Source organism: Halomonas sp. BC04 (genome assembly GCF_000568385.1).
Map to the genome: position 1 here is coordinate 1 of NZ_AZQX01000270.1, position 13265 is coordinate 13265.

The 13265-nt window shown below is 62.7% G+C and carries 14 protein-coding genes and 2 pseudogenes; 6 read left to right on the forward strand and 10 right to left on the reverse strand.

The annotated features are described in order from the left end of the window. Positions 1-93: 93 nt before the first annotated feature. The 10 genes and pseudogenes from Q427_RS18530 to metG all read right to left on the reverse strand — a co-directional run bounded on the left by Q427_RS18530 (position 94) and on the right by metG (position 7884). On the reverse strand, positions 94-378 hold the full coding sequence (locus Q427_RS18530; protein WP_043516582.1) for a hypothetical protein: 285 nt from the start codon (positions 376-378) through the stop codon (positions 94-96). Between the two features lie 70 nt (positions 379-448). After that, a pseudogene (locus Q427_RS37060) lies at positions 449-891 on the reverse strand (YdcF family protein). Further along, on the reverse strand, positions 813-1214 hold the full coding sequence (locus Q427_RS34405) for a hypothetical protein (protein WP_231613783.1): 402 nt from the start codon (positions 1212-1214) through the stop codon (positions 813-815). Before Q427_RS34405 ends, Q427_RS37060 begins: the two are co-directional and overlap by 79 nt. Positions 1215-1230: 16 nt before the next feature. After that, complete coding sequence (locus tag Q427_RS18540; protein ID WP_043516583.1) at positions 1231-2292, reverse strand: carboxysome shell carbonic anhydrase domain-containg protein; 1062 nt, start codon at positions 2290-2292, stop codon at positions 1231-1233. A gap of 97 nt (positions 2293-2389) precedes the next feature. Beyond that, on the reverse strand, positions 2390-3028 hold the full coding sequence (gene nth / locus Q427_RS18545) for an endonuclease III (protein WP_043516584.1): 639 nt from the start codon (positions 3026-3028) through the stop codon (positions 2390-2392). Between the two features lie 23 nt (positions 3029-3051). Beyond that, positions 3052-4026 (reverse strand): electron transport complex subunit RsxB, encoded by a 975-nt coding sequence (rsxB, locus tag Q427_RS18550; RefSeq protein ID WP_043516585.1) that lies wholly within the window; start codon positions 4024-4026, stop codon positions 3052-3054. Between the two features lie 88 nt (positions 4027-4114). Further along, complete coding sequence (locus Q427_RS35555; RefSeq protein ID WP_081786087.1) at positions 4115-4462, reverse strand: GGDEF domain-containing protein; 348 nt, start codon at positions 4460-4462, stop codon at positions 4115-4117. Between the two features lie 35 nt (positions 4463-4497). Next, positions 4498-4761: pseudogene (locus tag Q427_RS37065) on the reverse strand (GGDEF domain-containing protein); the annotation flags it as partial. A gap of 104 nt (positions 4762-4865) precedes the next feature. Continuing rightward, positions 4866-5711, reverse strand: a complete 846-nt coding sequence (locus Q427_RS18560; protein WP_043516586.1) for a CHASE4 domain-containing protein — start codon at positions 5709-5711, stop codon at positions 4866-4868. A 130-nt stretch (positions 5712-5841) separates the two neighbouring features. Continuing rightward, positions 5842-7884, reverse strand: coding sequence for a methionine--tRNA ligase (gene metG / locus Q427_RS18565; RefSeq protein ID WP_043516587.1), 2043 nt, complete (start codon positions 7882-7884; stop codon positions 5842-5844). Between the two features lie 123 nt (positions 7885-8007). Between metG and Q427_RS18570 the strand changes: the two genes are divergently transcribed. The 6 genes from Q427_RS18570 to Q427_RS35565 all read left to right on the forward strand — a co-directional run bounded on the left by Q427_RS18570 (position 8008) and on the right by Q427_RS35565 (position 13007). Continuing rightward, entirely contained in the window at positions 8008-8556 is a 549-nt protein-coding gene (locus Q427_RS18570) for a DUF421 domain-containing protein (RefSeq protein ID WP_043516588.1), read from the forward strand. Between the two features lie 182 nt (positions 8557-8738). Further along, positions 8739-9008, forward strand: a complete 270-nt coding sequence (locus Q427_RS18575; protein WP_043516589.1) for a hypothetical protein — start codon at positions 8739-8741, stop codon at positions 9006-9008. A 764-nt stretch (positions 9009-9772) separates the two neighbouring features. Then, positions 9773-10504 carry an NYN domain-containing protein gene (locus tag Q427_RS18580; protein ID WP_043516590.1) on the forward strand — a complete coding sequence of 244 codons (732 nt, stop codon included), beginning with the start codon at positions 9773-9775 and terminating at the stop codon, positions 10502-10504. Between the two features lie 102 nt (positions 10505-10606). After that, positions 10607-11266 carry a 3'-5' exonuclease gene (locus Q427_RS34415; protein WP_231613784.1) on the forward strand — a complete coding sequence of 220 codons (660 nt, stop codon included), beginning with the start codon at positions 10607-10609 and terminating at the stop codon, positions 11264-11266. Next, complete coding sequence (locus Q427_RS18585) at positions 11257-12516, forward strand: DNA polymerase II (RefSeq protein WP_269321282.1); 1260 nt, start codon at positions 11257-11259, stop codon at positions 12514-12516. The genes Q427_RS34415 and Q427_RS18585 overlap by 10 nt, the downstream gene beginning before the upstream one ends. 26 nt (positions 12517-12542) lie before the next feature. Continuing rightward, complete coding sequence (locus Q427_RS35565; protein ID WP_269321283.1) at positions 12543-13007, forward strand: DNA polymerase domain-containing protein; 465 nt, start codon at positions 12543-12545, stop codon at positions 13005-13007. Positions 13008-13265 lie beyond the last annotated feature (258 nt).

The following is a 13265-nucleotide window of genomic DNA, read 5'->3' on the forward strand; positions in this document are numbered from 1 at the left end:
CTGCAGGCATTTCTCGAGCGCTGCCGCGCGCGGGACGGCTACCGCAAGGCGGTAGAGCAGGGTTGGTGAATTTCAGATCAATTGACGTTTGGGCTAGCGACTTTCATCGCCGTTCCCCGCCTTGCGGAACTTCGGTCCCAATGGCCCGAGCCACAGCCACACCTGAAGCACGATGAGGATGGGCAGCAGCCAGGTCGGTGCGCCGGTGGTCGACGCCAGGACATAAAAGATCATGTAGGCGGTGATGCCGCCAAGCAGGCCCACGACCGGGAACATGAAAGGGCGCTCATAACCTGGCCGGCGGGTAAGGCGGAACAGCGAGCCGGTGAAGGCACCAAAGGCGGCGGCCATGGCGAGGTGAAGCAGGATCTCTTGCATGGGAGTCTCGTTAAGCTGGGAGCTGATCGATCATGGGCCTCAGCGTAACGTGTCCACCATGCGTAGGCCATTAAGACCTTGGACTAGAAGCCTGGATTGGCAGCCTGTCGCGCAGGGCGATCACGGCCTGTCCCAGCCATTCGTTCAACGCCCGAGTGCTCTGGTTGAGGTGATACGCCCGGGGTATCCAGGCGTGCCACCCTTGTGGCGGCGGGCTGGCGAACTCCGTCGGTGCCGGGACGACCGTCAGCCCGGCGGCCTCGAATTCGGCCACGGCCCGGGGAAGATGCCAAGCCTGGGAAACCAGCGCGACATGGCTGACATCCGCGGCAAGCAGCATGTCGGCGCTGAACCGGGCGTTCTCGGTGGTGTTTCGGCTTTCGCTTCCAGCCAGCGAACCGGCACGTCGAAAACCTCGCGCAGCGCTGCCGCCATCAGGCTGGCTTCGGCGCTATGCTCGTCGTGCACCCGGCCGCCGCTGACCAGTATCGGCAGGCCGACGCTGCGATGCAGGTGCGCCCCGTAGGCAAGGCGCCGCCAGGTGGCGTTGGCGGGAGCATCTCCCAGCCGAACTCCGGCGCATCGTAGTCACGACCGCCGCCCAGGATCACGATGGCCTGAGCGGTCCTCAGTTGACTGGGGATCGGAACGGAATAGGTTTCCAGTCCCTGGCGCAGGGCGTGACTGGCCGTAGGGGTAGAGAGCGCCAGCAGCCCGACCAGGCCCAGCAGCACCAGCAGGGCACCGGTCAGGCGCCGCAGGCCGAGCATCAGCCCGAGCAATACCAGCAGTACATTGATGGAGGGTGGCAGCAGCAGGAATTTCAGGTCGCTCATGTCGGTCTCCGGCGATTCAGGCGTCGCTGAGCAGTTCCAGCCGGCGGCTAGGCCAATGAACCACGGCAGTGCGCTGGAGCATGCGCTTGGCCAGCTGCGGGTGTTCGCGGTGAATGACCTGGGTGGCGAATTCCGTGAGGAAATGGGACTTCATTTCAGCACGGGCCCGGTCCACGCCGACCTCCAGGTAGGGGGTCGAGGCCAACAGAAGGAAGCCGTCGTCGGGAATGCGGCCCGCTTTCATGTTGGCCTCGATGATGGCCGCAGCAGTGCCGATGGGCTCCGAAAGATCAGGGCTATAGGGTCCGACGATCAAGGCGGTATTGGGCAGGTGCAGGAAGTCGAAGCCGCGGCCCACGCAGATAACCCACTCCCTGTGCTCGATATCGAGCTTGCGGGAGACGCCTCGCATCGAATCCACATGCTGCAGGTTGCCTTCCAGCAATGGCAGCAGGTCGCGACGGATATCGGTTGGCATGTCGGGGCAGAGGGCGGCGACCCGGCGGTCAAGGTCGCCGGCATCGGCCAGGCTTAGTTCGCCGATGTCGAGACGGGTATCGTCATCGCCATGCACGATCAAGGCGTCGCCGTCGGTTTCGAACCCACAGACCAGGGGATAGACATGGCGATGGTCGTGGCCGAAGAGTTGCTCGGCCTGGGCACGGATCGCACGGGCATGGGCCAAGGCTGCCTCGGCGTCACAGTCGAAGCCGGCACAGCCGCGATTTTTCTCACCCCGTGAGAAATGATAGGTGATGATCATCAGCACGCCATGGCCGCCGCGAGTTGCCTCGTACACCGTATCGGCGAGCATTTCGCCCAGGTAGGGCCAGCCGAGATGGAAGATGCCGCCAAGGTTGCGAAAAGGCGTGATGATACCCAGCGGTGTGCGGGTGGCATGGGGAATATGAATACGTCCGTCCATGCATTTCATCACCACGATTCGCGTGGGGTGAGCAGCAAGATAACGCTCTCGAGCCAGCCAGGCGGAGGGGCTGCAGTAGGCATCGGCGTGCTCCCGGGAGAGGGCGAGCAGTGCCTCGATTCGTTCTTGAATGGGACGGTCGTGGATGCGCATGGAGCGGCTCGGTCGTTGTTATTGTCGGCTTGCCAGAGTCGCTATCCTCCAATAGCGTGCGCGAATATGCAAAACCGCCCTTGGTCGCAGCCGTGGTTCAGCCGATGTCGACCTTACCCTTGAATTCGCAAAGGTCCTCGATGACACAGCTGCCGCAGCGCGGCTTGCGCGCCACGCAGGTGTAGCGTCCATGCAGGATCAGCCAGTGGTGAGCATCCTGCAGGAACTCCCTGGGGACATGGCGCAGCAGCTTGTTTTCCACCTCTACCACATCCTTTCCCTTGGCCAGGCCCGTGCGGTTCGAGACCCTGAAGATGTGCGTGTCCACGGCAATGGTGGGCTTCCCGAAGGCGGTGTTGAGGATCACGTTGGCGGTCTTGCGGCCGACGCCGGGGAGCGCTTCCAGCTCGGCGCGAGTGCAAGGAACGTCGCCGCCATGCTGCTCGACCAGCATGCGGCAGGTCTTCATCAGGTTCTCGGCTTTGGTGTTGTACAGGCCGATGGTCCTGATGTGCTCCTTGAGCCCGTCAATGCCGAGGTCGAGTATGGCCTGCGGCGTATTGGCCACCGGGAACAGCCTGGCGGTGGCCTTGTTCACGCCGACGTCCGTGGCCTGGGCGGAGAGCAGCACCGCCGTGAGCAGCTCGAAGGGGGTCGACCAGTTCAGCTCGGTGGTGGGCTCGGGGTTGTGCTCTCGCAGTCGTGCAAAGATCTCATGGCGTTTCTGGGCATTCATGTTCGGCTCGGCTCGGGGATGGATCAGTCGCTGGTGCGGGCGTCGTCCAGCATCTCTTGGGCGCGCTGCAGCTGTTGCTCGGCGCTGGCAATACCATTGGAAGAACCCTGGCGCTGGGCGTGGGCGAGCTGCTGGCGTGCCTTGCGCAGCGACTGCTCGGCGGCCTTGACCGCCATGCGCCGCTGATTTCCCCCTGCCGGCGAGTCGGCGGAATCGGCCGCCGCCGAGGCAAGCTGTCGGTCGAGTTCGGTAACCCTGGCTTGCAGCCCTGCCTGTTGCCGCTCGAGTTCGGCGCGCTCCTCGCCGGTGAGGTCGTCGCGTTGCTCCTTCCGCTCCAGTCGCTTCAGGCCGGCCATCAGGCTGATTCGACTGGCCCGGAGAGCGCTGGACGACATGGGGCTGGCGCCAACTTCCGTGGCCGCTTCCGGTGTTGGCGTTGGGCGAAGGCTAGCCTGGCGCCGAGCGCGCTGCTGTCGCTTTTCGTCTGCCTGCCGCGCCAGACGGCGGTTGCGTGCCGCGAAGCGTTGGCGGCCCTTGCGGGCACGGGAGTCCAGGTAGTCTTGCCTGGCCGGCTCGCTATCGGCGGCAAGCCAGTCGGGATGGGGTAGCAGGTCGATGCAGTCTACCGGACATGGCGCGACGCACAGTTCGCAGCCGGTACACTCCGTGGCGATGACCGTATGCATGCGCTTGGCTGCGCCGAGGATGGCATCCACCGGGCAGGCCTGGATGCACTTGGTGCAGCCGATGCACTCCGCCTCGCGAATCCAGGCCACCAGAGGGGGCTGGGGGGGCTCTTCGAGCGGCGTGGGTTCGCGTCCGGTCAATTCGGCGAGGCGAGCGACGGTGGCATCGCCCCCCGGCGGGCAGCGGTTGATCGCCTCGCCGGCAGCGATGGCCTCGGCGTAGGGGCGACAGCCAGGATGCCCACACTTGCCGCACTGGGTCTGCGGCAGGGCATCATCAATGGTGTCGATCAAAACGTGCAGGCCCGTCACAGTGACTCCTTGTTGGGCTCGTCGACAGGCCATTATTGTACGTGCTTTGCCGGTGGACATGTACCGGCTCGCCGGCCAGGGCGTTGCGTCAGTCCAATGGTGTCATGGTGGACTCGTGTCGACCGGCCGTGCCGGCCTTGACCCGATTTCGCCCGCTCTCCTTGGCCCGGTAGAGCGCCTGGTCGGCAGCCTGCATCAGCGCCTTGGGGTCATCCAGCGCGCTGGGGTGACAGCTTGCGACACCGATGCTCACCGTCACACTGCTGGCGGTCGGTGACGTGGCATGGGGCAGGGCTCGCTCCTGAATGGCTGAGCGCAGCGACTCCCCATGCTCGATGGCCGCATCGAGAGAGGTATCCGGGAACAGCACGCTGAACTCCTCCCCTCCGGTGCGGGCCGCCAGGAAGAGCTGCGAGCCAGATGGCCCTGCATGCATTCGGCCAGTGCAATCAGGCAGTCATCGCCGGCGAGGTGACCGTAGTGATCGTTGTAGAGCTTGAAGTGATCGATATCGAGCATCAATGCCGATACCTCCTTGCCGGAATTCTTCGCCCTGTACATGGCCTGTTCGAGTCGCTGATCGAAAAGGCGGCGGTTGGCAAGCCCGGTCAGCGAGTCATGCTGGGACAGGTCAAGCAGCAGGGCGGACTGCCGCTGCTGGTGGTCCAGGAGATTGCGAAACTCCTGGGCCAGGGTGCCGATCTCGTCGCGCCGCTTCAGCAACGACGCAGGCATGGGGGGAGGCGTCGTATCCAGGTGCAGGCGCTGGGTGTAGCGAGAGAACTGGCGGATGGGTGCCAGTACGATGCTCTCGAGCAGCCACAGCACCACCAGCAGGGTCAGACCAGTACCCCGCTGGTCCAGTAGAGCGCGAAGCGAAAGGTCTCCAGGCTGGCCTGGTAGCGCTGGCGTGGCAGAGTCGCCTCGATGCGAATCTGCCGTTCGTCGGGCATGGCCTGGGCCGCTCGACTTGCCGTCATGTGAGTCGCTGAAACCCGTTCCAGGCTTTCGTGGGGCACCCCGCCGTCCTGTGCGATGCTGGACAGGTTCAGATCGATGCCGGTCGTGTCGCGCAGCTGTTCGAGCCATGGTGTCGAGAGGGGACGCACCATCAGCATCCAGCCGGCTGAGGGAGACTCTTCCCGACTCTGGTAGATGCCCGACATGGCCGCCATGGCCAGCTCGGGTTGGGCCAGTAGCCAGGTCTGTGACGTTTCGCTTTCGCTTGCAAGCCTGGTCGGCAGGTAGTCGATGTAGGTGGTGGCCCAGTCGCAGGGAGGTGCCACGTCGGGGCAGGACGTGAATTCGCCATCCTCGTCATAGCCCACCACCCAGGCGGGCTGGTGGAGGGCATCGAGGAATATCATCATCTTGAGATCAAGGGTCTCCAAGGTACTTTCATAGAGGTTGGAGTCGACATACTCCGGCCGCTTACCCTGGACGAAGTCGTAGGTATCGTCCCACCAGGCCCAATCTTCCACCAGGCGCCGCATATGGTTCAATTCACTGCCAATGGCCCGCTCGACCCGATCGAGTTCGCTGCTGGCGTACTGCTCTTCGTCCTCCAGCAGGATCGGCATGATCTGGTAGCGGGCCACCAGCACCAGCGCCAGCAGGGCAAGACAGAGTACCCCGCCCAGCGCGAGGAAGAAGCGGTGCCTGAGTGAGGAGAAGGATGGTGTCATGGAGCCTCGCCCGCGGGCATAAAGAGTCGTTCGACGTACGATAGCGGTTATATCGGCTGCTGACGTTCGAACTTGAATGAGGCGAGGCAGGCGTTCGATGCGCGGCATGGCCGCGCATCTGACAGGATCGTTACTTCAAGCGTTGGCCGGGCTCTGCGCCCGAATCCGGCGACAGCAGGTAGATGCCGTCGCCGCTGCCCGCTGCCAGGACCATGCCTTCCGATACGCCGAAACGCATCTTGCGCGGTGCCAGGTTGGCGACCATGACCGTCAAGCGTCCCTCCAGGGCCTCCGGCGCGTAGGCGGCACGAATGCCGGCAAAGACGGTGCGGGTTTCGCCACCCAGGTCCAGGGTCAGCTGCAGCAGCTTGTCCGCTCCCTCCACGTAGTCGGCCTTGGCGATACGGGCGATGCGGAGATCCACCTTGGCGAAGTCGTCGAAGGTTATCTCCGGGGCAATGGGATCGTCGGTCAGCGGCCCCTTGGGGGCATCCTTCAGCTTCTGTTCTTCCACCAGGTCCTCCTTCGATGCCTCGATCATGGCATCGATACGATCGCGTTCCACGCGGGTCATCAACGGCTTGAACTTGGCGATCTCGTGGCCAAGCAGCACCTCGTGGCGGCTGTGCCAGTCGAGCGTGTCGAGTTGCAGGAACTGCTGCGCCTGATCGGCCATGGCTGGTACCACCGGCGCCAGGTAGACCATCAATTGACGGAACAGGTTGAGGCCGACCGAACAGATATCCAGCACCTCCTGGTCGCGACCCTCCTGCTTCGCCAGTACCCAGGGTTCCTTTTCGGCAATGTAGGTATTGGCCTCGTCGGCCAGCTCCATCACCTTGCGGATCGCGCGGCCGAATTCGCGAGCCTCGAAGTCGTCGGCGATGGCGTCGCCGGCAGCGATGAAGCGTGCCACCAGCTCAGGCTCCGCGCAGTGAGCGGACAGCGTGCCATTTCCCAGTTTCTTGACGAAGCCGGCGCAGCGGCTGGCGATATTGACTACCTTGCCCACCAGGTCCGCATTGACGCGGGCGGCGAAATCCTCGAGGTTCAGATCGAGATCGTCGACCCCTGAGGTCAGCTTGGCGGCAAAGTAGTAGCGCAGGTACTCGGGGTTCAGCTGTTCGGCGTAGGTGGCGGCCTTGATGAAGGTGCCGCGCGACTTCGACATCTTGGCGCCGTTGACGGTCACGAAGCCGTGGCAGTTCACTGCCGTGGGCGTGCGGAAGTCGGCGCCGTGGAGCATGGCCGGCCAGAACAGCGCATGGAAATAGACGATATCCTTGCCGATGAAGTGATAGACCTCTGCCTTGCTGTCCTTCTCCCAATAGGCGTCGAAGTCGATGCCCTCGCGGTCGCACAGGTTCTTGAAGCTGGCGAGATAGCCGATGGGAGCATCGAGCCAGACATAGAAGTACTTGCCCGGTGCATCGGGAATCTCGAAGCCGAAATAGGGCGCATCGCGGGAGATATCCCACTCATTGAGGCCGGACTCGAACCACTCCTGAAGCTTGTTTCCGATCTGGGTCTGGACATGGTCGCTACGGGTCCAGCGCTTGAGGAAGTCGGCGAAGTCCGGCAGCTTGAAGAAGAAGTGAGTGGAGCTGCGGACCTCCGGAGTGGCGCCGGAGATCGCCGACACCGGGTCGATCAGGTCTGCCGGGGTGTAGGTGGCACTGCAGACCTCGCAGTTGTCGCCGTACTGATCCTCGGCGCCGCACTTGGGGCAGGTGCCCTTGATGAAGCGGTCGGCCAGAAACAGCCCCTTCACCGGATCGTACATCTGCTCGATATCGCGGGTGGCGATGTGCCCCTTGTCGCGCAGGCGGGTGTAGATCAGCTCGCTGAAGTAGCGGTTCTCGTCGGAGTGGGTCGAGTGATAGTTGTCGAACGCCACCCCGAAGCGGGCAAAATCCTGCTGGTGCTCGTGGGACACCCGCTCGATCAGTGCCTCCGAGGTGATGCCTTCCTGCTCGGCACGCAGCATGATGGCGGTGCCATGGGCATCGTCGGCACAGACATAATGGCACTCGTGACCGCGGCTCTTCTGGAAGCGCACCCAGATGTCGGTCTGGATGTACTCCAGCAGGTGGCCAAGGTGGATCGAGCCGTTGGCGTAGGGCAGGGCGCTGGTGACCAGGATCTTGCGCGGGGCGCTGGTAGAGTTCGACATATCGGCTCTGGAATTCCCAAGAAAATCAGACCCTCGATTGTAGCCATCTTCGCCGCCCACTGCACCCGCTGGCACGAGGATGGGCTAGGCTTTATTTTCGTCCGATGATGAAAGGAGGCGCGCTTGGACCCGATTCTGTTCGATAGCTGGTATGCCTTGCTGCGCACCGCGGTGCTGGGCGTGCTGGGCTACGCAAGTCTGATATTGCTGCTGCGTATCTCCGGTCGACGCACCCTGTCCAAGATGAATGCCTTCGATCTGGTCGTTACCGTGGCACTGGGTTCGGTCCTGGCCACCGTCATGCTGAGCAGGGATGTGACCCTGGCCCAGGGAGTCCTGGCATTCGCATTACTGGTCGGTATGCAGTATCTGGTGACCTGGGCCAGCGTTCGCATGCGCTGGGTGCGCCGGGTAGTGACCGGTGAACCGGCACTGCTGTTCTATCGTGGTGACTATCTACCCACCGCCTTGAAGCGGGCCCGTGTGACCAAGGAAGAGATCAGGGCCGCTGTTCGCGCCTCCGGCAAGGTCGCACTGGGGGAGGTGGAAGCCGTGGTGTTGGAGACGGATGGCTCGTTCAGTGTGGTGGCGCAGAACACCGCCAGCGGTGAGTCCAGCCTAGACGGCGTCAAGGCGCCGGGCTTGAGCATCGGAGACCGAATGGCTGAATGAAACGCGGCGATAGCATGTCACGGCCCAGCCAAGTGGCAGTGAATGGAACACTCATTTAGAATGGCGGGACTGCTGGCGGGTGTGTCAAACGGACTGACGACCCTGGCAGCACTCAACGCATTGCCCGTTACGCATCATCCAATAATCGCACGAATGCAACACATTCTAGTGAGGATGATACGATGAAACTGCGACATGTCCTGCCCCTGCTGATGGTGACGGCCCTGGTCGCCGGCTGCGGTGCCAACGCCGTAGCACCACGCTATACCAGCGAAAACCCCGATATCATGCGGATCGGCGACGACCGCCCGGCGAATCCGGAAAAGCAGGTTGAAGACCTCGGCTCCTACTGCGTCGAAGTGACCGAAACCTGGAATGCCCACGGCACCACACCGGATGGTCAGACACTCTGGGCCAAGGACACCGCCCGCGCCGTCGTACCCTGTGACTGAAGCGCTTCCCGGCCCATGACTGCATGGGCCGGAACTCCCCCGCACCGCCCCATCCGCATTACCCCTCCTTTTGTCATAATCCGATGTTTTCCCACGCAAGCTGAAGGAAGTGTGGGTAGGCTGTAGTGTAAAAACATGTAGCAGCGTCATCTGCATGCTTTGACATACGGCGGCAATAATCTTCAGCGACTGCCTGGGAAGGCGAACCATTGCCACCATTCCCCCGCGGTAGGGTGCCCAGAGGTTGACGCAAAACTGCCCCGGACCTCGCATCGACCATTGTTGGAGGCTGCTTTAGCTCGCGACTGCGGAGGCGGCCTTGGTCTGATTGAGGCGGCCCGGCATCGGTGGGCACTGGAGTAGCAGACGAAAGGCAGAAAACGGCCGATTTCTGTCGCTTGTGCGAATTGCCGAAGCATGCAACACCACCGGGAGGCCTACGGCCTCCAGTCGCGAGCTGAAGCTGCTCCTACGTTAAGTTTTTCTTATGTAGTGCTATGGCAGATGCGCAGCCGCGAACGGTGGCCCTGTCTTCAGATGGCCGATTTCCGCCACTTGTGCTAATCGCCGAAACGGCGGTAACACCGCTGTCGCGAGCTAAAGGTGTCTCCAACAGCGTATTTTTCTTATGTAGTGGTATGGCAGGTGTTTAGTCGAAATCTTTTTCTTTTTCGCCCAGCCTGCAGATCTCGCGTCGATTGTTGCTGCACCGCACTGGCCCAGGTGGGAAGCTGCCTACCGATGACATGCTTTAAGGACGAACGATGGAAAATAACAACCTTGCGGTTCTGATTGATGCGGACAATGCGCAGCCGGGCATTGTGGATGGCCTGTTGGCGGAAATTGCCAAGTACGGTGTCGCCAACGTGAAGCGAATCTATGGCGACTGGACCGGGCCGCAGTTGAAGGGGTGGAAGGAGTCGTTGCTACAACACTCCATACAGCCAGTCCAGCAGTTCGGCTATACCACCGGCAAGAATGCCACCGACAGTGCCTTGATCATCGATGCCATGGATCTGTTGTATACGGGGAATTTCACGGGGTTCTGCCTGGTGTCGAGCGATAGCGATTTCACGCGCCTGGCATCCCGGCTCCGGGAATCGGGGCTCACGGTGTTCGGGTTCGGCGAGAAGAAAACGCCGCTCCCCTTTGTCGCTGCCTGCGACAAGTTCATCTATACCGAGGTGCTGCGGGAAGGGGAAGAGGAGGGACCGGAGGCTGTCCGGCGCTCCACCAGGGAGCTGAAGTCGGATGCCAAGCTGGTCAACTCCCTTCGCAATGCAGTCGAGTCGTCTTCCGACGACAGCGGCTGGGCGCCGCTTGCCGCGGTCGGCAGCAATATCGTGAAGCAGTTTCCGGATTTCGATTCACGGAATTATGGCTATCGCAAACTCGGGGAGCTGGTGGCGGCAACAGAGCTCTTCGATATCGAGGAGAGGCCCTCGCGGGGTGAGAGCTCGAAGGCCATCTACATTCATGACAAGCGCAAGAAGTGAGGATACTGGGGGAGTGGAGATCCGGCGTGTTGGCGTCGGCGACGACATTCCCCCTGGCACCGAGTAACATTCCACCCAGGTTCAGGCGGGTGAGAGGTAGTGGTGGAGCGACAGCAGGGTTTCGTGTTGACCCGCCATTGGCGGGACACACCCGTAGGTACCGAGGTCACGTTCTGGTTGGCAACCGATGATGGCCCTCGGCATGTTCGCCTGCCGCCACAGCCCTCGGTGGCCTTCATCCCTGCTGAACAGCGCGTTCATGCGGAAGTACTGCTGCATGGCGAACGTGACGTCGAGCTGCGCCCGCTCAAGCTGCGCGATTTCCAGCAGCGCCCGGTGGTGGGGCTCTACTGCCGACAGCATCGGCAGTTGATGAATCTGGGGAAACGGCTTCGCGAGGCCGGTATCGATGTCTTCGAGGCGGATGTGCGGCCGCCGGAACGCTACCTGATGGAGCGTTACATCACCGCCCCGGTCCGGTTCGCGAACAATGAGGCTGTCCAGGGCGCAGAGGGCGACTCGATCGAGACCCAGCTCAAGCCGGCGCCCGAGTACCGGCCGCGGCTCAGGCTGGCTTCGCTGGACATCGAGACCAGCGAGCGGGGCGATCTCTACTCCATTGCCGTGGAAGGCTGCGGTCAGCGCCAGGTCTTCATGCTGGGCTCGCCGATTGGCGGGGAAGGGGAGACGGGCGATGGGCCGAGCCCCGGGACTTTTCGCTGCGCTACTGTGAAGACCGCAAGTCGCTGCTGGTGCGATTGAACGAGTGGGTCGCTCGACACGATCCGGATGCGATCATCGGCTGGAACCTGGTGCAGTTCGACCTGCGCATCCTGCAGCGCCACGCCGAGCAGCTCGGTGTACCGTTACTGCTGGGCCGCGGCGGCGAGCCCATGGAGTGGCGCGCCCATGGCAGCAACGCCAACCATTTCTTCGCCTCGGCGGCGGGGCGGCTGATCATCGACGGCATCGAGATGCTGCGTCAGGCAACCTGGCGTTTCGCCTCCTTCAGCCTGGAGCATGTGGCCCAGGAGCTGCTGGGCGAGGGCAAGGCCATCGACAGCCCCTATCAGCGCATGGACGAGATCAACCGCATGTTCGCCGAGGACAAGCCCCGGCTTGCCCGCTACAACCTCAAGGATTGCGAGCTGGTCACGCGGATCTTTGCCAAGACCGAGCTGATCGATTTCCTGCTCGAGCGGGCAGCGGTCACCGGACTGCCTGCCGACCGCAGCGGCGGCTCGGTGGCGGCATTCTCGCACCTCTACCTGCCACGCATGCACCGCCTCGGCTATGTCGCGCCCAATCTGGCGCCACGCCACGGCCTGGGAGTGAGCGAAGAAAGCCCCGGTGGCTTCGTCATGGATTCGCGGCCGGGGCTCTACGATTCGGTGCTGGTGCTGGATTTCAAGAGCCTTTACCCCTCGATCATCCGCACCTTCCTGATCGACCCGGTGGGGCTGGTGGAGGGCCTTGGTGAGCCGGAGGAGGATAGCGTCCCCGGCTTCCGCGGGGCTCGCTTTTCACGCACGCAGCATGCCCTGCCCGGCATCGTGGAACGGGTGTGGCAGGGCCGCGAGGCGGCCAAGCGGGAACACAATGTGCCCCTGTCCCAGGCGTTGAAGATCATCATGAATGCCTTCTATGGCGTGTTGGGCTCCCGGGGCTGTCGTTTCTTCGATACCCGGCTCGCCTCGTCGATTACGCTGCGGGGGCATGCCATCATGCATCGCACGCGAGAGCTGATCGAAGCTGAAGGTTATACCGTTATCTACGGTGACACCGACTCCACCTTCGTCTGGCTTGGCAGCCGCCGAAGCGAGTCGGAGGCCAGCGTCATCGGTCGCGATCTCGCGGCGACCGTCAACCGCTGGTGGGATCAGCACCTGGCATCGACACTGGGATTGGAGAGCACCCTGGAGCTGCAGTTCGAGACGCATTACTGCCGTTTTCTCATGCCCACCATCCGTGGTGCCGAGCAGGGCAGCAAGAAGCGCTACGCCGGCTGGTGAGCGGGGAGGATGGTGACGAACACATTGTGTTCAAGGGCCTGGAGGCGGTTCGCGCGGATTGGTCTCCATTGGCCAAGGCCTTCCAGCAGGAGCTGTACTGGCGCGTATTCACCCTTCAGCCGCACCGTGAGTTCGTGCGTGACTACGTTCGGCGCACGCTGGCCGGTGAGTACGATGAGCGGTTGATCTATCGCAAGCGGTTGCGACGCAAGCTCGATGACTACCGCCGCAATGTGCCGCCCCACGTACGTGCGGCGAGGCTGGCCGACGAATACAATCAGCAGCTGGGCCGGCCGCGTCAGTACCAGAACGGCGGCTGGATTCGCTATGTGATAACCGTGGCGGGGCCGGAACCGCTGGAAACACGCCGCTCGGCCATCGACTACCAGCACTACCTGAGCCGGCAGCTGCAGCCGGTGGCCGATGCCATCCTGCCTTTCGTCGGCGACGACTTCTCTACCCTGGTGGACCGACAGCTGGGCCTGTTCTGATAGGTATTTCTGGCTCTCGTGAAGCCCCTAGCCCGGATATTTCATGAGCGCCGCCAGTCGGCGCTCTCTGGCTCATGAGTCGCGGGACCGGTACCCTCCGTCGGCAGTTTAATCACTTTTTGATCGATTTTCCGGCCTCAAGACGCACTGCCCCCTACCCCCGTTGTTTATGCCGTGCCGGGGACAGCACCGTGCCGGTCATCCCGGCACCAGTTTCTTGGCCAGCTTGAGGAAGAGGTCCTGGTCGGGGTAGTGGCT

Bases quoted from the DNA above. Each gene is read 5' to 3' on its own strand.
- Q427_RS18530 (WP_043516582.1), bottom strand. From the start codon at position 378: ATGCAAGAGATCCTGCTTCACCTCGCCATGGCCGCCGCCTTTGGTGCC.
- Q427_RS34405 (WP_231613783.1), bottom strand. From the start codon at position 1,214: ATGAGCGACCTGAAATTCCTGCTGCTGCCACCCTCCATCAATGTACTG.
- Q427_RS18540 (WP_043516583.1), bottom strand. From the start codon at position 2,292: ATGCGCATCCACGACCGTCCCATTCAAGAACGAATCGAGGCACTGCTC.
- nth (WP_043516584.1), bottom strand. From the start codon at position 3,028: ATGAATGCCCAGAAACGCCATGAGATCTTTGCACGACTGCGAGAGCAC.
- Q427_RS35555 (WP_081786087.1), bottom strand. From the start codon at position 4,462: ATGCATGCAGGGCCATCTGGCTCGCAGCTCTTCCTGGCGGCCCGCACC.
- Q427_RS18560 (WP_043516586.1), bottom strand. From the start codon at position 5,711: ATGACACCATCCTTCTCCTCACTCAGGCACCGCTTCTTCCTCGCGCTG.
- metG (WP_043516587.1), bottom strand. From the start codon at position 7,884: ATGTCGAACTCTACCAGCGCCCCGCGCAAGATCCTGGTCACCAGCGCC.
- Q427_RS18575 (WP_043516589.1), top strand. From the start codon at position 8,739: ATGAAACTGCGACATGTCCTGCCCCTGCTGATGGTGACGGCCCTGGTC.
- Q427_RS18580 (WP_043516590.1), top strand. From the start codon at position 9,773: ATGGAAAATAACAACCTTGCGGTTCTGATTGATGCGGACAATGCGCAG.